27 protein-coding genes are annotated in these 25,724 nt (G+C 70.5%); 14 read left to right on the plus strand and 13 right to left on the minus strand.

Annotation, left to right across the window (positions count from 1 at the left end; genetic code table 11):
• Positions 1 to 42 precede the first annotated feature (42 nt).
• Genes rfbB through OG992_RS05900 form a run of 6 tightly spaced genes read left to right on the plus strand, consistent with a single transcriptional unit; the run spans position 43 to position 5,322 of the window.
• Positions 43 to 1,044 (plus strand): dTDP-glucose 4,6-dehydratase, encoded by a 1,002-nt coding sequence (rfbB, locus tag OG992_RS05875; protein ID WP_238685810.1) that lies wholly within the window; start codon positions 43 to 45, stop codon positions 1,042 to 1,044.
• Positions 1,041 to 1,928 (plus strand): dTDP-4-dehydrorhamnose reductase, encoded by an 888-nt coding sequence (gene rfbD, locus OG992_RS05880; RefSeq protein WP_266302616.1) that lies wholly within the window; start codon positions 1,041 to 1,043, stop codon positions 1,926 to 1,928. The genes rfbB and rfbD overlap by 4 nt, the downstream gene beginning before the upstream one ends.
• Positions 1,925 to 2,296, plus strand: coding sequence for a DUF2304 domain-containing protein (locus tag OG992_RS05885; RefSeq protein ID WP_139584287.1), 372 nt, complete (start codon positions 1,925 to 1,927; stop codon positions 2,294 to 2,296). The genes rfbD and OG992_RS05885 overlap by 4 nt, the downstream gene beginning before the upstream one ends.
• Complete coding sequence (locus OG992_RS05890) at positions 2,289 to 2,990, plus strand: glycosyltransferase family 2 protein (RefSeq protein WP_238685812.1); 702 nt, start codon at positions 2,289 to 2,291, stop codon at positions 2,988 to 2,990. The genes OG992_RS05885 and OG992_RS05890 overlap by 8 nt, the downstream gene beginning before the upstream one ends.
• A complete protein-coding gene (locus OG992_RS05895) occupies positions 2,987 to 4,297 on the plus strand; it encodes a lipopolysaccharide biosynthesis protein (RefSeq protein WP_238685813.1) in 1,311 nt (436 codons plus the stop codon). The genes OG992_RS05890 and OG992_RS05895 overlap by 4 nt, the downstream gene beginning before the upstream one ends.
• Positions 4,294 to 5,322 (plus strand): glycosyltransferase family 2 protein, encoded by a 1,029-nt coding sequence (locus OG992_RS05900; RefSeq protein ID WP_238685814.1) that lies wholly within the window; start codon positions 4,294 to 4,296, stop codon positions 5,320 to 5,322. The genes OG992_RS05895 and OG992_RS05900 overlap by 4 nt, the downstream gene beginning before the upstream one ends.
• A 48-nt stretch (positions 5,323 to 5,370) precedes the next feature.
• On the opposite strand, the gene prcA is transcribed toward OG992_RS05900, so the two are convergent.
• From prcA to OG992_RS05930, 6 genes are all read right to left on the minus strand, one after another.
• Complete coding sequence (prcA, locus tag OG992_RS05905; RefSeq protein WP_238685815.1) at positions 5,371 to 6,210, minus strand: proteasome subunit alpha; 840 nt, start codon at positions 6,208 to 6,210, stop codon at positions 5,371 to 5,373.
• A gap of 58 nt (positions 6,211 to 6,268) precedes the next feature.
• On the minus strand, positions 6,269 to 7,108 hold the full coding sequence (gene prcB / locus OG992_RS05910; protein ID WP_210781714.1) for a proteasome subunit beta: 840 nt from the start codon (positions 7,106 to 7,108) through the stop codon (positions 6,269 to 6,271).
• Entirely contained in the window at positions 7,027 to 7,698 is a 672-nt protein-coding gene (locus OG992_RS05915; protein WP_266302617.1) for an endonuclease VII domain-containing protein, read from the minus strand. Before OG992_RS05915 ends, prcB begins: the two co-directional genes overlap by 82 nt.
• A gap of 6 nt (positions 7,699 to 7,704) precedes the next feature.
• The gene (locus tag OG992_RS05920) at positions 7,705 to 7,920 is read right to left on the minus strand and encodes a ubiquitin-like protein Pup (RefSeq protein WP_088948111.1); all 216 of its coding nucleotides are present in this window, start codon (positions 7,918 to 7,920) and stop codon (positions 7,705 to 7,707) included.
• A gap of 345 nt (positions 7,921 to 8,265) precedes the next feature.
• Positions 8,266 to 9,783, minus strand: coding sequence for a depupylase/deamidase Dop (gene dop / locus OG992_RS05925; protein ID WP_353962152.1), 1,518 nt, complete (start codon positions 9,781 to 9,783; stop codon positions 8,266 to 8,268).
• Between the two features lie 37 nt (positions 9,784 to 9,820).
• Entirely contained in the window at positions 9,821 to 11,389 is a 1,569-nt protein-coding gene (locus tag OG992_RS05930) for a DUF2142 domain-containing protein (RefSeq protein ID WP_238685817.1), read from the minus strand.
• Positions 11,390 to 11,599: 210 nt separating this feature from the next.
• Between OG992_RS05930 and OG992_RS05935 the strand changes: the two genes are divergently transcribed.
• Positions 11,600 to 11,953: a GtrA family protein gene (locus OG992_RS05935; protein ID WP_266305161.1), complete on the plus strand. Its 354-nt coding sequence runs from the start codon at positions 11,600 to 11,602 to the stop codon at positions 11,951 to 11,953.
• A 64-nt stretch (positions 11,954 to 12,017) separates the two neighbouring features.
• On the opposite strand, the gene arc is transcribed toward OG992_RS05935, so the two are convergent.
• The gene (arc, locus tag OG992_RS05940; protein WP_030332887.1) at positions 12,018 to 13,802 is read right to left on the minus strand and encodes a proteasome ATPase; all 1,785 of its coding nucleotides are present in this window, start codon (positions 13,800 to 13,802) and stop codon (positions 12,018 to 12,020) included.
• Positions 13,803 to 13,980: 178 nt separating this feature from the next.
• On the opposite strand from arc, the gene OG992_RS05945 reads away from it, so the two are divergent.
• Positions 13,981 to 14,274: a ferredoxin gene (locus OG992_RS05945; protein ID WP_238685979.1), complete on the plus strand. Its 294-nt coding sequence runs from the start codon at positions 13,981 to 13,983 to the stop codon at positions 14,272 to 14,274.
• Between the two features lie 49 nt (positions 14,275 to 14,323).
• Here OG992_RS05945 and OG992_RS05950 read toward each other — a convergent pair whose 3' ends face one another.
• Genes OG992_RS05950 through OG992_RS05960 form a run of 3 tightly spaced genes read right to left on the minus strand, consistent with a single transcriptional unit; the run spans position 14,324 to position 17,095 of the window.
• The gene (locus OG992_RS05950) at positions 14,324 to 14,896 is read right to left on the minus strand and encodes a hypothetical protein (RefSeq protein WP_091408625.1); all 573 of its coding nucleotides are present in this window, start codon (positions 14,894 to 14,896) and stop codon (positions 14,324 to 14,326) included.
• A 46-nt stretch (positions 14,897 to 14,942) separates the two neighbouring features.
• Positions 14,943 to 15,896: a tRNA (adenine-N1)-methyltransferase gene (locus OG992_RS05955; protein WP_238685980.1), complete on the minus strand. Its 954-nt coding sequence runs from the start codon at positions 15,894 to 15,896 to the stop codon at positions 14,943 to 14,945.
• A 44-nt stretch (positions 15,897 to 15,940) separates the two neighbouring features.
• Positions 15,941 to 17,095 carry a site-2 protease family protein gene (locus OG992_RS05960; protein ID WP_238685818.1) on the minus strand — a complete coding sequence of 385 codons (1,155 nt, stop codon included), beginning with the start codon at positions 17,093 to 17,095 and terminating at the stop codon, positions 15,941 to 15,943.
• A gap of 77 nt (positions 17,096 to 17,172) precedes the next feature.
• Here OG992_RS05960 and OG992_RS05965 point away from each other — a divergent pair, with 77 nt between their 5' ends.
• The 5 genes from OG992_RS05965 (at position 17,173) to OG992_RS05985 (ending at position 23,194) form a co-directional block, all read left to right on the plus strand.
• The gene (locus OG992_RS05965; RefSeq protein WP_238685819.1) at positions 17,173 to 18,087 is read left to right on the plus strand and encodes a PD-(D/E)XK nuclease family protein; all 915 of its coding nucleotides are present in this window, start codon (positions 17,173 to 17,175) and stop codon (positions 18,085 to 18,087) included.
• 213 nt (positions 18,088 to 18,300) lie between these two features.
• Complete coding sequence (locus OG992_RS05970; protein WP_266302618.1) at positions 18,301 to 18,987, plus strand: response regulator transcription factor; 687 nt, start codon at positions 18,301 to 18,303, stop codon at positions 18,985 to 18,987.
• A gap of 355 nt (positions 18,988 to 19,342) precedes the next feature.
• Positions 19,343 to 20,110: an ABC transporter ATP-binding protein gene (locus tag OG992_RS05975; protein WP_210781706.1), complete on the plus strand. Its 768-nt coding sequence runs from the start codon at positions 19,343 to 19,345 to the stop codon at positions 20,108 to 20,110.
• Entirely contained in the window at positions 20,110 to 22,665 is a 2,556-nt protein-coding gene (locus OG992_RS05980) for an ABC transporter permease (protein WP_266302619.1), read from the plus strand. The genes OG992_RS05975 and OG992_RS05980 overlap by 1 nt, the downstream gene beginning before the upstream one ends.
• Before the next feature lie 151 nt (positions 22,666 to 22,816).
• The gene (locus tag OG992_RS05985) at positions 22,817 to 23,194 is read left to right on the plus strand and encodes a carboxymuconolactone decarboxylase family protein (RefSeq protein ID WP_210781704.1); all 378 of its coding nucleotides are present in this window, start codon (positions 22,817 to 22,819) and stop codon (positions 23,192 to 23,194) included.
• 46 nt (positions 23,195 to 23,240) lie between these two features.
• Here the strand turns inward: OG992_RS05985 and OG992_RS05990 are convergent, their stop codons facing one another.
• Entirely contained in the window at positions 23,241 to 23,897 is a 657-nt protein-coding gene (locus OG992_RS05990) for an HAD family phosphatase (protein WP_266305162.1), read from the minus strand.
• Between the two features lie 121 nt (positions 23,898 to 24,018).
• Positions 24,019 to 24,762, minus strand: a complete 744-nt coding sequence (locus OG992_RS05995) for a neutral zinc metallopeptidase (RefSeq protein WP_266302620.1) — start codon at positions 24,760 to 24,762, stop codon at positions 24,019 to 24,021.
• Between the two features lie 275 nt (positions 24,763 to 25,037).
• Between OG992_RS05995 and OG992_RS06000 the strand changes: the two genes are divergently transcribed.
• Entirely contained in the window at positions 25,038 to 25,400 is a 363-nt protein-coding gene (locus OG992_RS06000) for a hypothetical protein (RefSeq protein ID WP_266302621.1), read from the plus strand.
• 6 nt (positions 25,401 to 25,406) lie between these two features.
• Here the strand turns inward: OG992_RS06000 and OG992_RS06005 are convergent, their stop codons facing one another.
• Complete coding sequence (locus OG992_RS06005; protein WP_266302622.1) at positions 25,407 to 25,616, minus strand: hypothetical protein; 210 nt, start codon at positions 25,614 to 25,616, stop codon at positions 25,407 to 25,409.
• Between the last annotated feature and the right edge of the window lie 108 nt (positions 25,617 to 25,724).

A 25,724-nucleotide genomic window follows, 5' to 3' on the forward strand; every position in this document is an offset into this window, starting at 1 on the left:
ATACCAGGGGCCGCGCCGCCCGTCGCGTATACTTCCGGACCCGTGAGGATCCTCGTCACCGGCGGAGCCGGATTCATCGGGTCGGAGTACGTTCGCCTACTGCTGGGCAAGCCCCTCGGCAGTGCGGACGGCGTGCCGCCGCTCGAGCCGGCCGTCGTGACCGTGCTGGACAAACTGACCTACTCGGGCAACCTGGCCAACCTCGAGCCCGTCCGCGACGACCCGCGACTGCGGTTCGTGCAGGGCGACATCTGCGACCCGGTCGTGGTCGACGAGGTGGTGGCCGAGCACGACGTGATCGTGCACTTCGCCGCCGAGTCACACGTCGACCGCTCGATCGCGGGCGCCGCGCCGTTCGTCACCACCAACGTGCTGGGCACCCAGACGCTGCTCGACGCGGCGCTGCGCCACGGCACCAGGCGGTTCGTGCACGTCTCCACCGACGAGGTCTACGGCTCGATCGACGAGGGCTCCTGGACCGAGACCTGGCCGCTTGCCCCCAACTCGCCGTACTCGGCATCCAAGGCCGGCTCCGACCTGCTCGCGCTGTCGTACCACCGCACCCACGGCATGGACGTGGTCGTCACCCGCTGCTCCAACAACTACGGCCCCTATCAGTTCCCTGAGAAGGTCATCCCGCTGTTCGTCAGCAACCTGCTCGACGGTGGCACCGTCCCTCTCTACGGCGACGGCGGCAACATCCGTGACTGGCTGCACGTGCACGACCACTGCCGGGGCATCGCCCTCGTCCAGCAGAAGGGACGCGCCGGTGAGGTCTACAACATCGGCGGCGGCACCGAGTTGACCAACAAGGAACTCACCGGCCTGCTCCTGGACGCCTGCGGCGCCGGGTGGGACCGGGTCGTCCCGGTCACCGACCGCAAGGGCCACGACCGCCGGTACTCCCTCGACATCACCAAGATCAGCGAGGAGCTCGGCTACCACCCCAGCATCACGCTCGACCAGGGCCTCGCCGACACCGTCCGCTGGTACCGGGACAACCGCAACTGGTGGGAACCCCTCAAGTCCGCGCCGACCGCATGACCCGACTCCTCGTCACCGGCGCGGGCGGGATGCTCGGCCGGGACCTGGTCACCGTGCTGGGTGCACGGCCCGACCTCAAGGTGACCGCCGCCACCCGCGCCGACCTGGACGTCACCGACCGCGCGGCGGTCCACGCCGCCGTCGCCGGGCACGACCTGGTGATCAACGCGGCCGCGTGGACCAACGTCGACGCCGCCGAGGCCGACGAGGCCGCGGCGACCGCCGTCAACGGCCACGCCGTGGCCAACCTGGCCGCGGCGTGCGCCACCGACGGAACCCGGCTCATCCAGGTCTCCACCGACTACGTCCTCGCCGGCAACGCGGACACCCCGTACCCGGAGGACGCGCCCACCGCGCCGGTCAACGCCTACGGTCGCGGCAAACTGGTCGGCGAACAGGCCGTCGCGCGGCTGCTGCCCGACACCGGGTACGTCGTGCGCACCGCCTGGCTCTACGGCGCGCACGGCCCGAACTTCGTGGCCACCATGCTCCGACTCGCCGCCCAGCGCGACCACCTCGACGTGGTCGACGACCAACACGGCCAACCCACCTGGTCGTACGCGCTCGCCGAGCGGCTCGTCGCGCTCGCCGACGCGGCGCTGGCCGGGCACGCGGCGCCCGGCGTCTACCACGGCACCTGCGCCGGTCAGACGACCTGGTACGGGTTGGCGCGCGCCACGTTCACGCTGGCCGGACTGGACCCGGACCGGATCCGACCCACCACCAGCGACCGGTATCCGCGTCCCGCCCCACGGCCTGCGTACAGTGTGCTAGGGCACAGCCGCTGGGCAGCCGTGGGTCTACCCCCGCTTCCAGACTGGCACAGCGCCCTGGTTGACGCGTTCCACTCCCCCGCTCCACCCGCCCCGTGGAAGGTCGCATGAAGCTCACCCTCGTCACCGGCCTGACCGGCCTACTGCTCCTCGGCACCATCGTCGAGCTGTTGCGCCGCCGTCAGCTGCGCGAGAAGTACGGCATGCTCTGGCTCGCCGTACTGATCATCGTGATTCCGCTGTCCCTTTTCCCCCGGCTGCTCGACAACGTCGCCGAACTCCTCGGCGTCGCCTCCGGTGTCAGCCTGGTGCTCTTCCTCGGCATCGTCTTCCTGCTGCTGGTGTGCGTACACCTCAGCTGGGAGGTCAGCGCCCTGGAAGAAGAGACCCGCACCCTGGCCGAAGACTTCGCCCTGCTCCGCGCTCAGATCGACGCGGACCGGGCAGCCCGAGACGAACTGGTGTCGACCGATGGTTAACGGCAAGCGCACATTGATCATCATCCCCGCTCTCAACGAGTCGGGCTCGATCGCCGACGTCGTCGGCGAGGTCCGTGGCGAGCTGCCCGGCGTCGACGTGCTCGTCGTCGACGACGGCTCCACCGATCGCACCGCCGCGGTCGCCGCCGCCGCCGGCGCCCTGGTCGCCAAACTGCCGTACAACCTCGGCGTCGGTGGCGCCATGCGCCTCGGCTACCGCTACGCCCGAGACCACGACTACGAGGTCGCCATCCAGATCGACGCCGACGGCCAGCACGACCCCCGGTACGTGCCGAAGCTCGTCGACCTGCTCGACGACAACGACCTGGTCATCGGCGCCCGCTTCGCCGGTGAGGGCGACTACAACGTCCGCGGCCCCCGCCGCTGGGCGATGGTGATGCTCTCCGCCGTGCTGTCCCGGGTCGCCCGCACCAAGCTCACCGACACCACCTCCGGCTTCCGGGCCGCCAACCGGCGGGTCATCGAGATGTTCGCCGGCTGGTACCCGGCCGAGTACCTCGGCGACACGGTGGAGACCCTGGTGCACACCGCCCGCCGCGGCTACCGCATCCGCCAGGTGCCGGTCGCCATGCGCAAGCGGATGGCGGGCACACCCAGCCACTCCCCCGCCAAGGCGATGGTCTACCTCGGCCGCGCGTTCGCCGTTCTCACGCTGGCGCTCATCCGCCGGTGATCCGACGGCTACTGAGCCTGGTCCCGCCCGGCACCGTCGCTGTCGGTGCCGGGCTGGCCCTTCTCGGGCTCGCCTCCTACGTTCACCTCGCCGTCGCCGGCCACAGCCTCAGCCAGGCCGACTACTCGTCCCTGTCGGTGCTCTGGTCGATCGTGTTCACCCTCGGCATCGGCGTGTTCATGCCGATCGAGCAGGAGGTCGCCCGGGTCGTCGCCGCCCGACACAGCCAGGGGCTGCCCCCAGGGCCGGTACTGGCCCGCGGCGTCACCGTCGCCGCCGTGATGCTCGCGGTGCTGGTGTTGGCCGTCACCATCGGCCGTCAGCCGCTCGCCGACAAGCTCTTCGCCGGTGACGGCAACCTGGTCACCGTGCTGATCGGCGCACTTGCCGCGATGGCCGTCGCCTACGCCACCCGCGGCGTCCTCTCCGGTCTGCAACTGTTCCCCTGGTACGGCGCTCAACTCGGGATCGACGGCGGCCTGCGGATCATCATGGTCGCCCTGCTCGGGCTGGCCGGAGTGACGTCGCCCGTCTGGTACGGGCTCGTGCTCGTCGCCGCCCCACTGGTCAGCGTCCTGCTCACACTGCCGCCGGTGCTGCGCGCCATCGGCGGAGGCCCGCCGGTGGCCTGGGCCACCCTGCTCCGCGGCCTCGGCCTGCTCACCGCCTCCAGCCTGCTCTCCCAGGTCGTGGTGAACATCGGCGTGATCAACGTGCAGCTGCTCTCCCCCTCCGACGCGGCAGCCGCCGGCGCACTGCTCTCCGCCCTCGTGCTGGTCCGCATCCCCCTGTTCGTCTTCGGCTCCCTGCAGGCGTCACTGCTGCCCGGCCTGGCCACCACCGCCACCACCGGCGACCAGGCCGGCTTCCACAGCCTGCTGCGCCGGGCGCTCGGCATCGTCACCGCGCTCGGTCTCACCGGCGCCCTCGGCGCCGTACTGCTCGGCCCATGGCTGGTCGGCACCCTCTTCGACGCACCCGGCGTTCTCGGCCACGGCGACTTCGCCTGGTTGGCCGCCGCCACGCTCGCCTACCTGTGGGCGATGGTGCTCGGCCAAGCCCTGCTCGCCCTCGACCGGCACCGCGCCCAGGCGCTTGCCTGGACCGCCGGCGTCGCCGCCCTGATCGCCGTGACGCTGATCCCGGCTCCGGTCACCCTGCGAGTCGAGCTGGCGTACACCATCGGCTCCGTCATCGTGGCCGCCACCATGGCCCTGCTGCTGCGCGGCGGCGTCCGCCGACCCACCACCCCCACCCGGCCGCTCGCCGAGGCCGTCGCCCCTGCCGCATCCGGAGGCATCCGATGACCCGACCCCGGGTGAGCGCCGTCATGCTCGCCTACGGCCCGGAGCCCTACCTCGTCGACGCCGCACGGGCGGTGTTGGCCAGCACCGACGTCGAGATCGACCTCATCGTCGTCGACAACGGCTGCACCGGGGACGGCATCGACATCGTCAAGGGCCTCCCCGGGGTGCGGGTGATCCGACCGGAGGAGAACACCGGCTATTCCGGCGGCTGCCGGGTCGGCGCGGCCGAGGCCACCGGTGACTGGCTCGCGTTCGTCAACTCCGATGCCGTCGTCGCACCCGACGCCCTGGCCAAGACCACCGCCGTAGCCGCCGAAGCGGGCGTAGGCGCGGCCATGGCGTCCATCCGGTTGGCCGACACCCCCGAGCTGATCAACACCAGCGGTAACCCGCTGCACTTCACCGGCCTCTCCTGGGCCGGCGGCAACGGCGAGCCGGCCAGGAACCACGCCGAGCGGCGGGCCGTAGCCTCCCTCAGCGGCTGCTGCTTCGTGATCAGCCGGCAGCTCTGGCGTGAGCTCGACGGCTTCGCCGCCGAATACTTCGCCTACCACGAGGACACCGAACTCAGCCTGCGACTGTGGCAGCGCGGACTACGACTGGAGTACGTGCCGGACGCCGTCGTGCGTCACCACTACGAGTTCTCCCGCAACGCCCTGAAGCTCTACCTGGTCGAGCGGAACCGACTGGTCACCCTGCTCACCGCCTACGAGGCGCGGACACTCGTGGTGCTCGCCCCAGCGCTGCTACTCACCGAGGCCGCCATGCTCACCGCCTCGGTCGTCGGCGGCTGGTCCCGGCAGAAGCTGCGGGGTTGGGGCTGGTTGTGGCGCAACCGCGACTGGGTTCGCGGCCGTCGACGGCAGCTACAGGCCGAACGCCGGGTGCCGGACGGGGTCATCGCGGAGCTGATGACCGGTCGAGTCACGCCCTCCGGTGTGCCGACCACACCCGGCCTGGGCGCGTTCAACGCCGTCGCCGGGGGTTACTGGGCCCTGGCCCGGCCCCTGCTGCGCCGAGGATGACCGCTGGTGCCGGCCCCGGACACGGGCCCGGCACCAGCGGGCAAGACCCTAGCGCTCGCCGCCCTCCGCGGGCCGGTCCTCCAGGTCCGCGGAGCCGGCCGAACTCGTCGGCTTGTGCCCCTCCGTGGTCGGCACGACCGGCTCGGCGGGACCGCCCGCCGACTCCGCCGACTGCCCCTCGGCCGCCGCGTCCCCGTCCAACAGAGCCGTCAGCGCGGCACCGGTGATCCGCCGGAACGTCCGTCCGATCCGCTGACGGTCCAGGACCGCCACCTCGAGCTGGTTCGCGGCGATCGTCCGGGCGGCACCGCCCTCACCACCGACGGTGCTCAGCGCCTGCACCGCCACCCTGACCGCCTCGCCCAGGGACATGTCCGCCCGGTGCTGCGACTTCAACACGCCGGTGATCGCCTCGGCCTGACCACCCATGGCCATCCGCCCCGGCTCGTCGTTCACCGAACCGTCATAGGTCAGCCGGTACAACTCGTCCGCCTCCGGGGTGGCACCGACCTCCGCCACGCAGATCTCCACCTCGAACGGCTTCGACTGCTCGGTGAAGATCGCACCCAGGGTCTGCGCGAACGCGTTGGCCAGGGCGCGACCAGTGACGTCACGCCGGTCGTAGCTGAGCCCATTCAGGTCGGCCATCCGGACACCGGCGCGGCGCAGGTTCTCGAACTCGTTGTACCGGCCGACCGCGGCGAACCCGATCCGGTCGTAAATCTCGCTGACCTTGTGCAGGGCGCTGGAAAGGTTCTCCGCGACGAAGAGGACCCCGCCGGAGTAGCTGAGGACCACCGCGCTGCGGCCCCGAGCGATGCCCTTGCGGGCCAACTCGGAGCGGTCGCGCATGATCTGTTCGGGAGAGGCGTAGAACTGCATGGCCACGTCGGCGGTTCTCCTTACGGCGCTGTGCTGACGACTGCTGACTGGTGAGGTGCGGGTCTCAACCGCCCGGGTTCTCCATCCGGCCGGCAACCACACCCTCGGCGATCGCCGCCGTCTCGGTGTCGGTCAACCGGCGGGTGCCCTCGGCGGTCGCGGTCATCACCACGGGGTAGATCCGGCGGGTCAGATCCGGCCCACCGGTCGCGGTGTCGTCGTCGGCGGCGTCGTAGAGCGCCTCGACCGCCAGCCGCGTCGCGTCGTCCACGGACAACCCAGCTCGGAACCGCTTCTTCAACGCGGACTTCGCGAACAGCGACCCGGACCCGATCGCGTCGTAGCCGGTCTCCTCGTACGGGCCACCGGTCACGTCGAAGCTGAAGATCCGGCCGGCTCGCGCCGGATCGGCGGCGGCCAGGTCGAACCCGGCGAAGAGCGGCACCACGGCCAACCCCTGCATGGCCGCCCCCAGATTGCCCCGGATCATCGAGGCCAACCGGTTGGCCTTACCGTCCAACGAGAGCATCGCGCCCTCGATCTTCTCGTAGTGCTCCAGCTCCACCTGGAACAGTCGCATCAGCTCGATGCCGATGCCGGCGGTGCCCGCGATGCCGACCAACGAGTACGCGTCGGCGGGGTGCACCTTCTCGATGTCGCGCTGCGCGATCAGGTTGCCCATGGTGGCCCGTCGGTCGCCCGCCATCACCACACCCTCGGCGGCCGCGATGGCCACGATGGTGGTCGCGTGCGGCGCCAGGTCGGCGGCCATGCCCGGCGGCAGCGGTCGCCGACCGGGCAACATCTCGGGGGCCACCCGACTCAGAAACGTCGTGAAGGAGGACGTCCCCGCGTTGGTGAACACATCTGGAAGACGCCCGGATGGATCAAAGCCCGCTGCCACGTGGTTCCTCTCAGGTACGTGATCGCCCTGGCCAGCCTCATGGGACTGTCACGGAACTGGCCAAGACCACCGTTGCAGTTGAAGCAGAGTATCCCGCGCACCCATCCGGTGCGATGATCGTGGTCCAGATGTTGCGGGTCGGCCCCGCCACAGATCGCGCAGACCCCGCCCTGCTCGGCCAGGAGCTCCTGAAACTCCTTCTCACCCACGCCGTACCGCCGCCGCAGGTGGTACTCGCGAGTTCCACCGTAGAGTCGCTGCGCTGTCTCCTTGCCACGGGCATTATGGCAGGGTTTGCAGTAGCTGTGCCGGCCGCTGGCTTTGGTCGTCGTGGTAGGAAAATCGTCGAGCGACTTGATCTGCTCGCAGTCCGGACACCACTTGAGACCCTCACCTACGAGCGTTGGCGACTTCTTCTGCGGAGCGACACCCCGCTTGCGTCGGCTCGCCTCCGACCGAATGGCGGCGCATGCTTTGCAGTAGAAAGCGAGGCCGTCTGCCCGCCGCCGATCACGGTGGAATTCCGTACTGGCCAGCGCTCTCTTGCATTGCGGGCACACCTTGTCCGAGGGGTACACCGAATCGGACATATGCCCCTATTCCCCCCCTTTTTGAACATAGCCTCTCACAAATTCCTCTGCGTTTTCTTCCAGGACGGAGTCGATCTCGTCGAGGAGGTCGTCGACGTCCTCGGTGATCTCGGCGTGCCGCTCGGCCACCTCGGGGTTGGCCTCGGTGGTGACGTCCTCGATTTCCTCGCCCTGACGGGACTTGCCGGACTGCGACTGACCGCCGCTGTCATGAGTGGCCATGGCTGTCTCCTCCACGATCGTCTGGGATGAAATCTACCCCGCGCAGGCGACAGAAAGCCCTCACGTCCGTCGTGTTCGGCTCGGGGGCGCCCGATTGCGGTAAAGCGGTCAGCTCCGGGGAGCCGACGCGTCGGCCAGGCCCGGGACCGGCACCGGCTCGGGCTCGGGCTGCCCCCTTTTCCGACGCCTCCGCCACTGGTGCCCCGCGCCGCAGGCGGGGCGTCCACTCCTTGAACCGCAACACCTGCTTCTCCACCAGATGCCGGGACAGGAACGCCAGGACGACGGTGAAGGCTCGGGGACGGCCTGGCATGCCAGAGTGATTCCCGGTGGAGGCACCGGGCCTCAGCCCCCGGTCAACGTCTCCAACAGGTCCTTGGCGCTGGCGCAGCGATCGAACAACGCCCCGACGTGCGCGCGGGTGCCCCGCTCGGGTTCCATCATCGGCACTCGGACCAACGACTCCCGGCCCACGTCGAAGATCACCGAGTCCCAGCTCGCGGCGACCACCTCGGAGGCGTACTGAGCGAGGCAGCGGCCGCGGAAGTAGGCCCGCGTGTCCTCCGGTGGCTCGGTCATCGCGCTGCGCGTCTCGTCGTCGGTGAGCAGCGTCTTCATCGCCCCCCGGCTGACCAGGCGGTGGTAGAGGCCCTTCTCCGGCCGGACGTCGGAATATTGAAGGTCGACGAGCTGGAGCTTGTGCGAGCCCCAACCGAGCTTCTCCCGCTCCCGGTAGCCCTCCAGCAGCCGCAGCTTGGCCACCCAGTCCAGCTCGTCGGCGCAGAGCATCGGATCCCGGCCGAGCCGGTCCAGGACGCTCTCCCAGCGGTCGAGCACGTCGATGGTCTGCTCGTCGGCGTCGGTGCCGTACCGGTCGTCGACAAAGGACCGGACCCGCTCCAGGTACGCCCACTGCAGGTCGAGGGCCGTGAGTTTGCGGCCATCACGCAGTCGCATGCGGTGCGTCAGGGCGGGGTCGTGGCTGACGGCACGCAGCTCACTGACCGGGTCGGCGATGCCGAGGTCGGCGCCGAGGGCCTTCTCCTCGATCATGGTGAGGATCAGCGCGGTGGTGCCCACCTTGAGGTAGGTGGAGATCTCGGAGAGGTTGGCATCGCCGATGATGACGTGCAGCCGGCGGTACTTGTCGGCGTCGGCGTGCGGCTCGTCGCGGGTGTTGATGATCGGCCGCTTGAGGGTGGTCTCCAGGCCAACCTCGACCTCGAAGAAGTCAGCACGCTGGGAGATCTGGAAGCCGCTCTGGCCGCCGTCCTGGCCGATGCCGACCCGGCCGGCGCCACAGACGATCTGCCGGGTGACGAAGAACGGCGTCAGGTACGCCACGATGTCGGCGAACGGCGTCTGCCGGCGCATCAGGTAGTTCTCGTGGGCGCCGTAGCTGGCGCCCTTGTTGTCGGTGTTGTTCTTGTAGAGGTGGATCGGTTGGGTGCCCGGGATGGTCGCGGCCCGGCGGGACGCCTCGGCCATCACCCGCTCGCCGGCCTTGTCCCAGCGCACGATGTCCCTGGGGGTGGTGACCTCGGGGGTGGAGTATTCGGGGTGGGCATGGTCCACGTAGAGCCGTGCGCCGTTGGTGAGTATCACGTTGGCCAGGCCGAGGTCTTCGTCCGCGAGGGCCTCGGCGGGGTCGTACGCGGCGCCGGAGTAGGTGAAGCCGCGGGCGTCGCGCAGCGGCGACTCCTCCTCGTAGTCCCACCGGGCCCGGCCGCCCCGGTTGAGTTCCGGGCGCGCCCCGTAGGCGTTGACCACCTGCGATGAGGTGACCATCGGGTTGGCTCCGGCCTGCCCGGGCACGGAGATGCCGTATTCGACCTCGGTGCCCATGATCCGTCTTACGCTCATCGACCTACCCGCTTCGCTCGCCCGACCCGGTCCCCCGTCAGGTCGAGCGTAGTCCGCCCTGAGCACCTGCACTCTGCAGGTGAGTGCCGGCGGGCCGGAACAGTTCGGTGGATTCGGTGTCGGAATGCTCAGCGGGCGGCGTCGGGTCGTCGGTCGCGGCGGAGCGGGTGGTCCAGACGAGCCACCCGAACAGCACCAGGCCGAGGCTGGCGCTCAGCAGCGGGATCACCGAGCCGACCACCGGGTGCCAGTCGCCGGCGAGGGGATTGAGGCTGCTCAGCCCGATGTTGGCGGGCAGGCCGTTCTGCCAGCGGACCATCGTGTACGCCAGGCAGAACAGCTGGATCGGCAGAAGGAGCAGCACGGCGAGTCGGGTGAACGAGCGGGCCCGGGCGACCTCGAAGCCGCGTTGTTCGGCGACCCACGCGGCGTAGAGCAGGACGCCGACCAACATGGGCAGCATGTACCGGCCCTGGGTGACGAAGCCGCTCTCGTTGACCAGGGCGATCTGCATGAGGGAGGGGACGGCCACGCCGCCGCCGAGCAGCACGAGCAGGCGCCACCGGTCGAGCCTGCTGCCCCAGACGACCCCGATGAGCAGCAGCGCCCCGGCGACGAGCTGCCAGATCACGTACGGCGGGGCTGGCATCCGGGTGTCCAGCCAGGAGGTGACCCCGACGATCTGGTCGAGGTAGCCCCGCCACCGGTCGGCCTCGCGCAGGGCCGCCTGCCCGTAGGTGAGCCGGTCGGCGGAGTAGTTGCCGAGGTCGGAGGTCTGTTGGCGGACGGACCAGGCGAGCACGGCGAGGATGGACAGCACGATGCCACCTGCCCAGAGCTGCGCGGCCCGGTCCCGCAGAAGGCCGAGGAGGTTGCTGCGGCGCAGCGGGAAGGCGAACGCGATGAAGGCTGTCGCCAGCCAGAGCGGGCCGGTCTGGCGCAGCACCGCGAGGAGCAGCGCGCTGATCCCGACGAGGACGATGAGACCGCGCCGTGGACCGGGTGGGCCGAGCAGCAGGGGGATGACCGCGCTGAAGAAGGCGATGCCCGCGGCGATCTCCAGGCCGTTCGGGTTGACCGCGCTGGCCATGTGCACGGCCATCGGGGTGGTGACGACGAGCAGGGCGCCCATCATGAGGCCGCGGCGGGATCGGTTGCGGATCACGACGTACGCGCAGGCGAGCAGCGCAGCACAGCACAGGGCGCTGATCATGCGGGCGAGCAGGACGCCGGACCAGCCGGGCCAGAGCACTGTGGGTGCGCCGACGAGTGCGTAGTAGGCGGGGAAGTAACGACCGGCCCCGGTGCCGGCGCGGGTCGGTGTGTCGTCGCTGCCGGGGGGCTGGGCGCAGGCCGCCGAGACTTCCTTCTTGAACTGCCAGCACTGCTCGCGGACGAGACCGCCGGGAACGGTCTGGAAGGCGCCCGTGCCCTTCTTCGCGTCGGCGGGCGGGGGCGCGATCTGCCCGGCGGCGACGCCGGCCGCTCGGACGATGTGCTCCCGCTCGTCCGGGGTGCCGTCGTAGGGGGTGGCCATCGACCAGGCGAAGATGATCAGGAAGAACGCGGCGAAGGCGAGGGCCCAGTGTCGTCGGCCTGTGTTCATGGTGGCCGCCGGGCTTCCGCCGGTGGCCGGCGGCGTCACTCTTCCGGGATCAGGCACGTCAACCTCGCGGCTCGCGCGGGCAGGCCCCGCTGGGTGGATGGACAGACGATAGACTCCCTCGTCGTCCTCACCGCTCCGGGTCCCCCCTTGGAGAACTCTTTGCTGTCACCTGTTGCCGATTCCGTCCGCCACCTGTCCCGACACAGCGCTGTGCGGTTCCTGGTCGTCGGGGGTCTGAGCGTTGCCGTGGACACGGGATCACTCTTCGTGTACCACGGAGTTCTCCGGATTGTCCTGCCGGTTGCCGCCGGCATGTCGTTCCTGACCTCGTTCTGGGTCAATTTCGGGCTGAACCGGGCGTGGTCGTTCGGCTCGTCCGCCCAGATGGTGCCGCAGGTGGGGCGCTACTTCGCGCTGGTCCTCGCCAACCTGACCGCCAACGTGGTGCTGGTATCCGCGTTGACCTGGGCGGGCACGCCGTACCTGCTGGCGAAGCTACTGGTGACGGCGTCGCTGTCTGCGGCGAACTACGTGGTGTCGAAGCGGTGGATCTTCGCCGCCTGACCGACGCCCTGGCATACCCGCAGCGAGGGTGCCCACCGGATGGTGGGCACCCTCGCCGTTGGGGTCAGAGGTACTGGCCGGTGTTGCTGGCGGTCTCGATGGACCGGCCGGCCTCGGCGCCCTTGCCGCCGGAGACGAGCGTACGGATGTAGACGATCCGCTCACCCTTCTTGCCGGAGATGCGCGCCCAGTCGTCGGGGTTGGTGGTGTTGGGGAGGTCTTCGTTCTCGCGGAACTCGTCGACGCAGGCGTCGAGCAGGTGCTGCAGGCGCAGCCCCTTGCGACCCGAGGTGAGGAACTCCTTGATGGCCATCTTCTTGCTCCGGTCGACGATGTTCTGGATCATCGCGCCGGAGTTGAAGTCCTTGAAGTAGAGGACTTCCTTGTCACCGTTGGCATAGGTGACCTCGAGGAATCGGTTCTCCTCAGTTTCCGAGTACATCCGCAGCACCACTGCGTCGATCATCGCCGCGACGGTGGCCTGGGGATCGGTGCCGTGTTCGGCCAGGTCGTCCGGGTGCAGGGGCAGCCCGGAGAGGATGTACTTGGAGAAGATGTCCTTGGCCGCCTCGGCGTCCGGTCGCTCGATCTTGATCTTCACGTCGAGGCGACCGGGGCGCAGGATCGCCGGGTCGATCATGTCTTCCCGGTTGGAGGCGCCGATGACGATGACGTTCTCCAGCCCCTCCACGCCGTCGATCTCGCTGAGCAGCTGCGGGACGATCGTGTTCTCCACGTCGGAGGAGACACCGGAGCCGCGGGTCCGGAAGATCGAGTCCATCTCGTCGAAGAACACGATCACCGGCGTGCCCTCGCCGGCCTTCTCCCGGGCGCGCTGGAAGATCAGCCGGATGTGCCGCTCGGTCTCACCGACGTACTTGTTGAGCAGCTCCGGGCCCTTGATGTTGAGGAAGAAGCTGGTGTGCTTCTCCTTGCCCTGCCGCTCGGCGATCTTCTTGGCCAGCGAGTTGGCCACCGCCTTGGCGATGAGCGTCTTGCCACAGCCCGGTGGGCCGTAGAGCAGGATGCCCTTGGGCGGGCGAAGCTGGTGCTCACGGAACAGGTCCGCGTGCAGGAACGGCAACTCCACCGCGTCGCGGATCTGCTCGATCTGCGACTGGAGGCCACCGATGTCGCCGTAGTCGACGTCGGGCACCTCCTCCAGGACCAGCTCCTCGACCTCGCTCTTCGGGATCCGCTCGTACGCGTACGCCGAACGGGGCTCGATCATGAGCGAGTCGCCGGCCCGGATCGCCGAGCCGATGAGCGTCTCGGCGAGGTGCACGATGCGCTCCTCGTCGGAGTGGGAGACCACCAGCGCCCGGTCACCCGGCCCGCCGTTCGGTCCCTCCAGGATCTCCTTGAGCATCACCACTTCGCCAACCCGCTCGTAACCGAACGCGTCGACGATGTTGAGCGCGTCGTTGAGCAGGACCTCCTGGCCACGCCGCAGGTCACCCACATCGAGCGAGGGTGAGACCGCGACCCGCAGTTTGCGGCCACCGGTGAAGACGTCCACCGTGCCGTCCTCGTGCTTGGCCAGGAAGACTCCGTAACCGCTCGGCGGTTGCGCGAGCCGGTCGATCTCCTCTTTGAGCGTCACGATCTGCGTGCGAGCTTCCTTGAGGGTGCTCACCAGCCGGTCGTTGTTCTCGGTCAGCCGCGCCAACTGTGCCTGGGTGGCCGCCAGCCGCTCTTCGAGCTGCCGGACGTGTCGGGGGCTTTCGGTCAACTTACGCCGCACCAGGGCGAGTTCCTCTTGCAGGAACGCGACCTGCGTGGAGAGATCGTGGGCTTCCTTCTCCCACCGTGCGGCGCGCGAGTCCGCGTCGTCGCTACGTGCTGCCACGTCCCACCTCCCCGGGGGGCTTGAACGTTCTGCCCTAACACTAGCCGCTATGAGGCCGATTCGGTCCCACGCAACACCCTCGTCACCGAACCTTGATCGCCAAGGGTGGCCTGACGGGCCGTTACCGGCGTTCGGGTACCGTCGGAGCGTGGCACGGGAGAACATGGGGGGTGCACAGGTGGCCGAGGTCGCGACCGACGAATTGCAGGTCTGGGTCGACCAGGACCTCTGCACGGGCGACGGGCTCTGCGTGCAGTACGCGCCAGAGGTGTTCGAGTTCGACATCGACGGCCTGGCCTACGTCAAGGGCGTCGACGGTGAGCTGAAGATGGCACCGGGCAGCCGGGTCGACGTCCCCGCGCACCTGCGACTCGAGGTGATCGACTCCGCGAAGGAGTGCCCGGGCGACTGCATCCACGTGGTGCGTGGCGACGGCGTCGAGGTCGCCGGCCCGGACGCCGAGGAAGACTGACCCACCGGCCGGGCCGCGAAGGCCCGGCCGGCACCAAACGGGGTACGCCTCAGAGCATCGGACGGCCGACCACCGAGGCGACCAACCGCGCGAACTCCTCCAACCGGGCGATCTGCCCGGCCCCGCCGTCGTCGAGGGTCTTGCCGAAGCGCAACGCGTCGTGCCGGGGTGTGCCGGCCATCTCCTCGCTCGGCGGCGCCTCGTCCAACGAGGTGAGCAGCAGGTAGACGTCGATGCTGTCGACCCGGATCTCGCCGCTCTCGGCACGGTTGAGTCGCCGCCGGCAGCCGACCTCGGTGACGGTGGAGACCGGTACCACCCGCAGCGACGAGGTCATCGAGCCCGGCGGGCCCTCCTCCGGCGGCACGTCCTCGCCGTGCCAGAGGATGAGCCGGCTGCCGTCGCAGACCACTACCTCCTGCCACACCCCGTTGACCTCGTTGACGAAGCGTTCCAGGGTGAAGCCGAGCACCGACGCGCCGCGCAGCACGCCGCCGAGCGCCTCCAGGGCGACGTCCGGGTCGCGCAGGTAGGCCCGCGCCGCCGACTCCAGGTCCTGATAGGGCGACCAGTCGGGAAAGACCGCGGGGAGGTCTCCACCGCCGTAGCCCGGTCGGCTCATGCCAGCGTCTCCCCGTGCTCGGCGCTGCCGACACCCAGCTCGATGGTCACGGCCTGTCCATCTCCCCCGCACCGTTGGGTTGCGCGCCTGCCGCCTGCGCGGCGGCGGCCTGTCGGGCCGCCTCCGCCTCGCGCAGGTCCTGGCGGCGCTGCGCGTACGCCTCGGTGCCCTTGCTGGGCTTGCGTCGGCGCGGCGGCGCGGTGACCCCCGGGGCCAGCTTGCGGGCGGACACCAGGAAGGCGGTGTGCGCGATCATCCGGTGGTCCGGACGCACGGCGAGGCCCTCGGCGTGCCAGTCGCGCACCAGGGACTCCCAGGCCCGCGGCTCGGTCCAGCCGCCGCGCTCGCGCAGCGCCTCCACCAGTTCGGAGAGCTGCGGTGTGGTGGCGACGTAGCCGATGAACACCCCACCGGGCACCAGCGCCCGCTCGACCATGTCGAGGGTCTCCCACGGGGTCAGCATGTCCAGGATGATCCGGTCGAAGCCGGTTTCCTGGCACTGCGCGACGTCGCCGACGTGCAGGTTCCACGAGGGGTGCGGCCCGTTGAAGAACGCCTCGACGTTGCGCTTGGCGATCTGGGCGAAGTCGTCGCGCAGTTCGAACGAGTGCAGCTCGCCCTCGGTGCCGACGGCGCGCAAAAGGGAGCAGCTCAGCGCGCCGGAGCCGGCGCCGGCCTCGAGGACCTTCGCGCCGGGGAAGATGTCGCCCATCGCCACGATCTGCGCCGAGTCCTTCGGGTAGATCACCTGGGCGCCGCGCGGCATGGACAGCACGTAGTCCGACAGGAGCGGCCGCAGGGCCAGGAACGCGGTGCCGCCGCCGGAGGTGGTCACCACGCTGCCGTCGGGGAGCCCGATCAGCGTGTCGTGCGCCAGGATGCCGCGGTGGGTGTGGAACTCCTTGCCGGGCTCCAGCGTCACTGTGTGCATCCGCCCCTTGGGGTCGGTCAGCTGGACCCGGTCGCCGGGCCGGAACGGCCCGCGGTGCACGGGTGTCAGCGCCGGGTTGGCGGGGTCGGCGGCGACGGTGGAGGGAGTTGCGGTCACGGTGTCATCTTCCGGTTGGGTTCGAGGAGCTGTGCCAGGTCCGCGATGTGCAGAATGCCGACGACATCTTCGCCTGACGTCACCACGTACTGTGCGCCCGGGTAGGTCTGTACGGCCTCCATCACCCGCTCGCCGTCCCACCCGACCGACAACGTGGGAAGGGTGCCCAACGACCGGGCGACGGCGTCCACCGCCAGCCACGGTCGGCGCTCGACGGGCACCGCGTCGGCGGCGGCCGGGTCGACCAGCGCCACCGGTCGACCGGTGGAGTCGGTGACCACCAGCGCGGCGGCGGGCTGCCCGCTCTCGGCGCGTCGGCGCTGAGCCTCGGCCAGCGGCGTACCGGTCGCCACCGGCCAGACCGGACGGGCCAGCCGGGTGAGGTCGATCAGCGGGAACCGGCGGCTGACCCGGGCGGCCCGGATCGACTGCCCGGCGCCACGCCAGAGGGTGACGGCGACCAGCAGCATCAGCGGCAGCGCCAGTGGCGCCAGCCGCCGCTCGACGGTGAGCAGCAGGACCAGGGCCGCGGTGCCGACGGCGACGGCCCGCCCGGCCCACCCGGCGACCTCGGTGCCGAGGTGCCGGTCACGGGTCAGCCCCCACACGGCGGCGCGCAGCGCCCGGCCGCCGTCGAGCGGCAGCCCGGGCAGGCTGTTGAACAGGGCCACGATGACGTTGCTGACCGCGAGCTGGAAGGCGAGCTGGTGCGCCACGGTCCCCTCGGGCAGGGCGAGCGTGGCGGCGACCGCCAGGACGCCGAGCACAGCGGAGACCGCCGGGCCGGCCAGCGAGACCAGCAGGTCGACGCGGGGCGACGGGGCGTCCCGGTCCATCTCGGTGTAACCGCCGAGCAGCTCCAGGGTGATCCCGCGCACACCGATGCCGTACCGCCGGGCGGTGAGGGCGTGGCCCAGCTCGTGCAGCAGCACCGAGCCGAGCAGCGACACGACGAACCCGAAGCCGATCAGGTAGCCACTGAGCTGCGGCAGGTCCAGTTGTCGGCGGGCGAATTCGCCGTACAGCACCGCGATGAGCACCGCGAGCAGGACCATGGAGCCGTTGAGGTACAGCGGCACCCCGAACACCTTGCCGACGTTCAGGCCGAGGCGTCGGTCCGGTCGGCGCGGCGGCCTGGTTGTCTGCTCCATCGCCACGATGCTACGGACCGTCGCTGTGTGGGGCGGGCGGCGGTCGGTGTCACACCGGTGCCCTAACCTTTGCCGACATGACGGCGGAATCGGTCACCACCTCCCAGCCCTCCCCCGCGGCGCAGGCGCCGCCGACGGTGCGGGCCTCGCTGTCCCCGTCGCGGGCGGCGGATTTCAAGACCTGCCCGCTGCTCTACCGGTTCCGCAGCATCGACCGGCTGCCGGAGCGCACCACCATCGAGCAGGCCCGGGGCACATTGGTGCACGCGGTGCTGGAGCGCCTGTTCGACCTGCCGGCCACCGGCCGCACACCGGAGGCGGCCGGCGACCTGGTGGCCCCCCAGTGGGACCGGCTGGTCACCGAGCAGCCCGAGCTGGCGGGGATCTTCGACGGCGCGGAGCCGGCCGGCCCGGTGGAGTTCCTCCGCTCCGCCGCCGGGTTGTTGCAGGGTTACTTCGCGGTGGAGGATCCGACCCGGCTGGAGCCGGCCGAACGCGAGAGCCTGATCTCCGCGGTCGTCGACGAGGAGTTGCTGATCCGGGGTTACCTCGACCGGCTCGACGTCGCTCCGGACGGCGCGCTGCGGGTGGTCGACTACAAGACCGGGGGCGCTCCACGGGAGGCGTTCGAGGCGCGGGCGCTGTTCCAGCTGAAGTTCTACGCCCTGGTGCTGTGGCGCACCCGGGGGGTGGTGCCCCGGGTGCTGCGGCTGCTCTACCTGCGCGACGCCGAGGTGTTGGATTACACCCCGGACGCCGACGAGCTGGTCCGCTTCGAGCGCACAGTGGTGGCGCTGTGGCGGGCCATCGAGCAGGCCACCGCCCGGCAGGATTTCCGGCCGCGGCCGAGCCGGCTCTGCGACTGGTGCAGCCACCAGGCGCTCTGTCCCAGCTTCGGCGGCACCCCGCCGCCGTTCCCGGTCGCCGCGGCGAACGCCGACCCGCTGCGCGACTCCCGGGCCACTGCGGTGGCGCCGGGCGCCGACGAGTGACGGCCTCCTGAGCGACGCGTACGCCCGGCACGGCGATGCAGCCCGCCGGGGACCACCTCCCGCACGCCGACGCCGCCGAGGACCCGACGGCAGCGGTGCCGCAGCGGTCGGGACACGGCGACCGGCAGGCCTCTACGGTGATCCGCGACGCACCGGCTCCGGTACGCGAGGATGACCGGTGCGCGCCACGACGTCGGCGGGACGGGAGACGACATGAACGATCAGGCGCCCTCGGCGCGGCCGGTGCGGATCCTGCTCGCCGACGACCAGCCGCTGCTGCGGACCGGGTTCCGGATGGTGCTGGGCGCCGAGAGCGACCTGGACGTGGTGGCGGAAGCCGGTGACGGCGTGGAGGCGGTGGAGCTGTCCCGCCGGCTGCTGCCCGACGTCGTGCTGATGGACATCCGGATGCCCCGGATGGACGGGGTGGCGGCGACCCGGGCCATCGTCGACGCCCGGCTACCGGTACGGGTGCTGGTGCTCACCACCTTCGACCTGGACGAGTACGTGGTGGGCGCGTTGCGGGCCGGCGCCAGCGGGTTCCTGGCCAAGGACGTGCCGGCCGAGGATCTGATCGCGGCGATCCGCACTGTCGCCGGCGGGGACGCGGTGGTGTCACCTCGGATTCTGCGGCGACTGCTGGACCGCTTCGCCGAACTGCTGCCCGACCCGGAGGCGACGCCGTCGGCGGCGCTCAACGCGCTCACCGACCGGGAGCGCGAGGTGCTCGTGCAGGTCGCCCGAGGGCTGTCCAACGCCGAGATCGCGACGGTCCTGTCGGTGAGCGAAACCACCATCAAGACGCACGTCGGGCATGTGCTGACCAAGCTGCGGCTGCGCGACCGGGTGCAGGCGGTGGTGCTGGCGTACGAGTCGGGGCTGGTCCGCCCCCGGGCGTAGTTCCGCCGGCCCGGGTACCTCACCCGGCGTACTCGAAGATCCCTCCGTGGGGGGACGGCTGCCGTTGCCGTCGTCACCTACCGTGACCGGAGATGGCTTGGTTCGGTTGACCCTCCTGTGGCGTCAGGTGCAAGTGTCGGTGCTGCCGCCCGCCGCCATGGGAAAAAACGGTCGACCGGCCGTCGACTCAGGGGCAACCCTGATGCGGCATGGGGGTGCACCCGCAGCGGGAAATCCGCGCCGGGTCCCCCCAGGGTCGGACGGGGCGGGCGTAGTCAGCACCGATGATTGAACAGTCGCGCCGGACCATCGGGGGGCGGCGTGCGTTTTCGGACAGACGGAAGAGGTAGATGACGTGACCGCGACGGTAGGCCAGCAGGCGCAGGCCGCGGCCCGGGCGAACGACGTGTGGAAGGTGTACGGCAGCGGCGAGGCTCAGGTCATCGCGCTGCGGGGGGTCAGCGCGGAGTTCGAACGTGGCCGCTTCACCGCGATCATGGGCCCGTCGGGTTCCGGTAAGTCGACGCTGATGCACTGCCTGGCCGGCCTGGACTCGGTGACCCGGGGGACGGTGTCGATCGGTGAGACGACGGTCACGGGGCTGGGCGACGCGGGGCTGACGAAGCTGCGCCGCGACAAGGTGGGTTTCATCTTCCAGCAGTTCAACCTGCTGCCGACGCTGACGGCCAAGGAGAACATCCTGCTGCCGCTGTCGATCGCCGGGCGCAAGCCGGACCCGGCCTGGTACGACACGGTGATCGAGACGGTGGGTCTGAAGGATCGGCTGGACCACCGGCCGGCGCAGCTCTCCGGTGGGCAGCAGCAGCGGGTGGCGTGCGCCCGGGCGCTGGTCTCCCGCCCCGAGGTGATCTTCGCGGACGAGCCGACCGGCAACCTGGACTCACGTTCCGGCGCGGAGGTGCTCAACTTCCTGCGTAACTCGGTCCGGGAGCACGGCCAGACCATCGTGATGGTCACCCACGACCCGACGGCCGCCGCGTACGCCGACCGGGTGGTCTTCCTCGCCGACGGCGAGATCGTCTCGGAGTTGATCGAGCCGACCGCCGAGACGGTGCTGGACACCATGAAGAAGCTGGACACCGCGGCCGAGGTGGGCAACTGATGTTCCGCGCGACGCTGAAGAGTCTGCTGGCCCGTAAGGTCCGGCTGATCCTGTCCGGCCTGGCGGTGGTGCTCGGGGTGATGTTCGTCTCCGGCGCGTTCGTGCTCACCGACACGCTGGGTCGCTCCTTCGACTCGGTCTTCGCCGACGGTTTCTCCGAGATCGACGTGAACGTCGCGGCGAAGCCGAAGGTGCAGGTCAACGAGATGGAGGGCGAGCAGACGGTCGCCCCGCTGCCGGCCGCGCTGGTGGACCGGGTGAAGCAGGTGCCGGGGGCGGCCTCGGCGACCGGTGTGGTCAACGCCGACGGCGCCCGGGTGATCGGCAGCAACGGCAAGGTCGTCACCTCGTTCGGTCCGCCGCAGTTGGGCGAGAACTGGACCGGCGAGAGCGAGTTGCTGAAGCTGCGCGAGGGGCGCGCGCCGCAGGCCGAGGACGAGATCGTCATCAACAAGGCGCTGGCCACGGCCGCGAAGGTGCAGGTCGGCCAGAAGGTTGGCGTGCTCACCGCGTTCGAGTCGAAGAAGCGGGACTTCACACTGGTCGGCGTCTTCGGTTACAGCGGTGACCGGGACTCGATCGGCGGGGTCAACGAGGTCTTCTTCACCACTCCGGTGGCGCAGCGGCTGATGCTGGGCGAGCCGGACGTGTTCAACAGCATCACCGTGCAGGCCGCCGACGGGGTCTCGGACGAGAAGCTGCGCGACGACGTTGCCCGCACCCTGGGCGCTGACTTCGAGGTGAAGACCGGCGAGCAGGTGGCCGCGGACGCCTCGGCCAGCCTGAAGGAGGGCCTGTCCTTCTTCAACAAGATCCTGCTCGGCTTCGCCGCGGTGGCACTGCTGGTGGGCACCTTCCTGATCCTCAACACCTTCTCGATCATCGTGGCGCAGCGGACCCGGGAGTTGGCGCTCATGCGCGCCATCGGGGCCAGCGGCCGGCAGATCATCGGTTCGGTGGTGCTGGAGGCCATCGCGGTGGGGTTGATCGCGTCGGTGCTCGGCCTCGCCGCCGGTATCGGGGTGGGCGCGCTGCTGGCGTTCCTGTTCGGCAAGCTCGCCGGTGGGCTCACCTTGGCCGGGATCGGCGTGCCGGCGGCCGCGGTGATCGGTTCGTTCGCCGTCGGTCTGGTGATCACCGTGGTGGCGGCGTTGCTGCCGGCGCTGCGGGCGTCCCGGATCCCGCCGATCGCGGCCATGCAGGACGTGGCCACCCCGGACCGGCCGTTGACCAAGATCACGGTGGCCGGGTCGCTGGTCACCGGCGTCGGCGCGGTGCTGCTGTTCCTCGGGCTCAGCGGCAACGCCGGCGGTCAGACGCTGTCGACCATCCTCGGTGGCGTGCTGTTCGCCTTCATCGGGGTGGCGCTGCTGACCCCGTTGATCAGCCGGCCGGTGGTGAGCCTGCTCGGCGCGATCTTCTCCTGGTCGGTGCCGGGCAAGCTGGGCCGGCTCAACTCCGGGCGCAACCCGCGTCGCACGGCGATCACGGCCGCCGCGCTGATGGTCGGCATCGCGCTGGTCACCGGCGTCACGGTGATCCTCGACTCGGCCAAGGGCAGCATCAGCGCGCTCGCCCAGGACACCATCAAGGCCGAGCTGGTGATCGCCGGGCAGCAGGGCGGCCCGCGTCCGCCGACCTTCGACCCGGGTGTGCTGGACCAGGCAAAGGCCCTGCCCGGTGTGCGGTTGGTCGACGGCGAGTACGGCGACATGGGGCGGATCGACGGCGAGAGCACCTGGGTGGCGGCGAGCAGCGACATCGCGTCGCTGCGGCAGATCTTCGGCGCGAAGCCGACCGCCGGTGACATCGACCGGCTCGGGCCGACCCAGATGCTGGCCAGCTCGGACACTGCCACGTCCCGTGGCTGGTCGGTGGGCTCCACTGTCAACGTGCAGCTGACCCGGGGCGAGGCACGCACCTACACGATCAGCGGCATCTACGAGTCGTCGCAGCTGACCAACCCGGTGACGCTGCCGGCGACCGCGGCGAAGGACTTCGCCATCCCGCAGCCCATCCAGGGCTTCATCCAGCTGGCCCCGGGCACCCGCGTGTCCGACGTGCAGCCGCAGGTGGAGGCGTTGCTCGCGGACAGCCCCGAGGTGTCGGTGGCGGACCGGGACGCGTTCATCAAGCAGCAGACCAGTTCGCTCGACGGGCTGCTCACGATGATCCAGATCCTGCTCGCGCTGGCAATCGTGATCGCCGTGCTGGGCATCATCAACACCCTTGCCCTGTCGGTGCTGGAGCGGACCCGCGAGTTGGGTCTGCTGCGGGCCATCGGCCTGCGCCGGTCCCAGACCATGGGGATGATCACCGTGGAGGCGGTGGTGATCTCGGTGTTCGGCGCGCTGCTCGGCGTGGTGGTGGGCACCGGCCTCGGCGCCGCTGTGGTCGAGGCCCTCAAGGACGAGGGCATCACCGACCTGATCCTGCCGTGGGGGCAGATGGGTGTCTTCCTCGGTCTCGCCGCCATCATCGGCGTGGTGGCCGCGGTGCTCCCGGCCGTCCGGGCGGCCCGGATCAACGTCCTGGGTGCCATCGCCCACGACTGATCGGCACTTCCGAGGCCCCCGGTCGCCGCGCCGGGGGCCTCGGCCTGTCCCATTCGCCCTCGGCCACCCGTGCGCGACTGCCAGGCTGGTGCTGCCGGCAGGGCGCCGGCCCGCCCGCGAGCCGGGCGGCCGGAGATCCGGGGCCGGTGACATGACCGATCAGGACGCGTACCAGCTGGCACTCGACAACGCCGAGCGGCTGCTCGGGCAGCCGTTGGTTCTGCCGCTCGGCGAGGGTGAGCCGGAGGTGGGGCACGACTTCCGTCGTCTCGCCACAGTGCAGACCTTCGGCGCGGCCTGGCCCCGGGAGGGCCTGGACCTGCGCAGCCGGTGTCTGGTCTCGGTGGCGATCGCCGCCGCCCTCGGCACCCACGAACCGCTGCGCGGGCAGCTGCGCATCGCGCTGACCTCGGGGGTGAGCCGGGAGGAGATCGTCGAGCTGTTCATCCACCTGGCCGCGTACGCGGGGGCGGCACGGGCGTTCGACAGCTACCAGGTGGTCGCCGCGGTCTTCGCCGAGCGCCGGTGACCCCGGCCGGTCGGGAGCCGAGCGGCGCCGACCCGCGCCGGGCGGGTCAGCCGGTCGCCGCTGCCCGATCGGTCAGCAGCGCCGCGAGCAGCGCCAGGTCCACGCCGGTCAGGCTTTCCACCTGGTGTACGCCGACAGTGCTCGGCAACGCCACCTCCGCCGGTACGGCCAGGACCGCCGCGCCCGAGGCGAGCGCGCTGGCCACCCCGGTCGGTGAGTCCTCGATCGCCACGCAGCGCTCGATCGGCACACCCAGCAGCCGGGCGGCGGTCAGGTAGGGCTCGGGGTGTGGCTTGGCCGCCACCACCTCGTCGCCGGCGACCACCGTGTCGAAGTTGTCCCGACCGAGGGTGTCCAGGGCGATCTCGACCAACGCCCGAGGGCTTGACGTGACCAGCGCGGTGGGGATTCCCGCCGCCCGGACCGCACGCAACAGGTCGAACGCGCCCGGCCGCCAGGGCAGGCCGGTGCGGAACAGCTCCAGGATCCGGGTGTTGATCCACGCCGCGCTGATCGCCGGATCCCGTTCGGGCTGCCCCAGGTCGTCGTGCAGGATGCGCATCGACTCGGCCATGGCGGTACCGATGATCGACTGGCGGGCCTCGACGGAGAGTTCTCCGCCGTACTCCTTGGCGAGTTCCTGCAACGCGACGTCCCACAGCTTCTCGCTGTCGACCAGCGTGCCGTCCATGTCGAAGAGCACAGCGGCGGGGTGATGGCTGCTCAGCGGAACCTCCAGGGTCGTGACCGACACGGGCGATCCTGCCAGCAGCCGCCAAGGCCGGTGGCGGCAACGGGCGCCAGGGTGATCCGGGCAACCCCGTTCAGCCGAGGTCGCACTCCTTCAGGGAACCCTCGTAACCCCGGAAGAACATGTCGGTGCGCTGCTCGGCGGTGCCGTGTGCCCCTTCCGCGAACCACGGCTGGTCCGGGTCGTCGCCGACCGCCGCCACCCCCTCCCGGAACTCGTCCAGGTCGCCCTCGGCGAGGGTCAGGGTCCCCGAGCGCACCGAGTCGCCGAGGTACGCCCCGGCCATGCAGTCGGCCTGCAACTCCTGCTGGATGGTGAAGCTGTAGTTGATGCCGAGCCGCACCTGGATGGCGTGCGCGTACTCGTGCCCGAGCAGGTAGAACACGAACGCGTCGCCGACCTGGCGGAACGCCGCCACCGACCAGGCGACGTCGTACGCGATGAAGTCGCCCTGCGAGCAGTAGACGGCGTTGTTGCGGGGCAACGACTGGCCGCCGCAGGACACCTCGCCGTCGCGCTGGTACGGGATGATCCGCCGGATCGGTCGGAACCGCTGCCCGGATTCCTTGAACTGGGCCGCCCAGTACCGCTCGGCGATTGCCTGCGCGTCGGCGACGTCCTGCTCGAACTCGGCGACGCTGGTGGTGCTGTCGGCCCGGGTGGTCCTCGGGCCCGGTGATGCGGCCGACGGGTTCGCCCCGGGGCGCTCGGCCTCCGGCTCGGCCAGTCCACCGCCGGCGCAGGCGAGGGAGACGAGGGCGGCGATCAGCAGAGCCGCCAGCGGGCCCCGCGCGTCGCGACCGAACCGTGCCCCCACTGTGCCTCCCCAGACATCGGTGCTCAGGCTGGTAGTACCCCGACGAGAGGACCGAAACGCCCGTCACCGGTTTCACGTACGGCACGGCCGGACGGTTCACCGGACCCGGGCGTGCCGATCGAGGCGGATCTGGACCGGGTGCTGCGGGGCGGATGGGCTGCGGCGCAGCGGGCCCGGTTGGCTGGGTGGTGTCGCACGGCGGGCGCGGGGCGCCGCTGTGGGGCCGCCACAATGCTCCGGGGCGGGTGTCGCCGCCCAGGAAAGGAGAGGCTCTGGTGCACGAGCTTGGCAGTCGCAGCCGACGTCAACCGGCGCCGGCGCACGTCGTGTGGCGGTCGCTGCGCTACCCGTACGAGGCCGGCAGCCGGCCCTGGTTGGAGTTGCGCGACGACGAGGTACTGCCCCGGGTGGTGGCGGGCTACGCGCCGATGCTGCTCGTGTGGTCGTCGCTGTGGCCGCGCCGACCGTTGGACCGGATCCGCTTCGACCTGACTCCCGGGCTGCCCGGCGGGGACTGCACGCTGCGCTGGACGCTCACCACCGACGGGGAACTGCCGTGCGAGAGCACCCTCGGCCACCTACGCCACCGCCTCAACTACCTGATCAACGACCGGCTGCGCCGCTCGTACGGCCAGTAGGGTCGCTCAACCACCCGACTCCCGACCGCGATGCCACGTGTCGCCTTGGTCGCCGTGCCGGTCGGCCTCGTACCGGTGCTGCCGCACCCGAGCGTCCCGCCCAGCCCGGGAGTCGTCGCCCCCGACCTCACCGACGCGCCCCCGCCGCACCACAACGCCAAACGCCACCCCCGCCACGACGACGAAGATCCCCACCACCACCCACACCACCGTCATCCGGCCACCCTAGGCCGCGCCCACCACCCCTGGTCCCCGGTGATCATGAAGTTGGTGTCATCCCACTCGGCGTGTCGTGACGCTAACTTCATGATCACCGGTTCGGGT

Source organism: Micromonospora sp. NBC_00362, from assembly GCF_026342155.1.
Lineage (GTDB): Bacteria > Actinomycetota > Actinomycetes > Mycobacteriales > Micromonosporaceae > Micromonospora > Micromonospora hortensis.

Coding starts and splice junctions, on each gene's coding strand:
- rfbD (WP_266302616.1), top strand. CDS start 1,041: ATGACCCGACTCCTCGTCACCGGCGCGGGCGGGATGCTCGGCCGGGAC.
- OG992_RS05950 (WP_091408625.1), bottom strand. CDS start 14,896: ATGAGCCGACCGGGCTACGGCGGTGGAGACCTCCCCGCGGTCTTTCCC.
- OG992_RS05980 (WP_266302619.1), top strand. CDS start 20,110: ATGTTCCGCGCGACGCTGAAGAGTCTGCTGGCCCGTAAGGTCCGGCTG.
- OG992_RS05915 (WP_266302617.1), bottom strand. CDS start 7,698: ATGTCCGATTCGGTGTACCCCTCGGACAAGGTGTGCCCGCAATGCAAG.
- OG992_RS05960 (WP_238685818.1), bottom strand. CDS start 17,095: ATGGAGCAGACAACCAGGCCGCCGCGCCGACCGGACCGACGCCTCGGC.
- OG992_RS05885 (WP_139584287.1), top strand. CDS start 1,925: ATGAAGCTCACCCTCGTCACCGGCCTGACCGGCCTACTGCTCCTCGGC.
- OG992_RS05970 (WP_266302618.1), top strand. CDS start 18,301: ATGAACGATCAGGCGCCCTCGGCGCGGCCGGTGCGGATCCTGCTCGCC.
- dop (WP_353962152.1), bottom strand. CDS start 9,783: ATGAGCGTAAGACGGATCATGGGCACCGAGGTCGAATACGGCATCTCC.
- OG992_RS05900 (WP_238685814.1), top strand. CDS start 4,294: ATGACCCGACCCCGGGTGAGCGCCGTCATGCTCGCCTACGGCCCGGAG.
- OG992_RS05920 (WP_088948111.1), bottom strand. CDS start 7,920: ATGGCCACTCATGACAGCGGCGGTCAGTCGCAGTCCGGCAAGTCCCGT.
- OG992_RS06005 (WP_266302622.1), bottom strand. CDS start 25,616: ATGACGGTGGTGTGGGTGGTGGTGGGGATCTTCGTCGTCGTGGCGGGG.
- OG992_RS05890 (WP_238685812.1), top strand. CDS start 2,289: ATGGTTAACGGCAAGCGCACATTGATCATCATCCCCGCTCTCAACGAG.
- OG992_RS05985 (WP_210781704.1), top strand. CDS start 22,817: ATGACCGATCAGGACGCGTACCAGCTGGCACTCGACAACGCCGAGCGG.
- OG992_RS05930 (WP_238685817.1), bottom strand. CDS start 11,389: ATGAACACAGGCCGACGACACTGGGCCCTCGCCTTCGCCGCGTTCTTC.
- OG992_RS05965 (WP_238685819.1), top strand. CDS start 17,173: ATGACGGCGGAATCGGTCACCACCTCCCAGCCCTCCCCCGCGGCGCAG.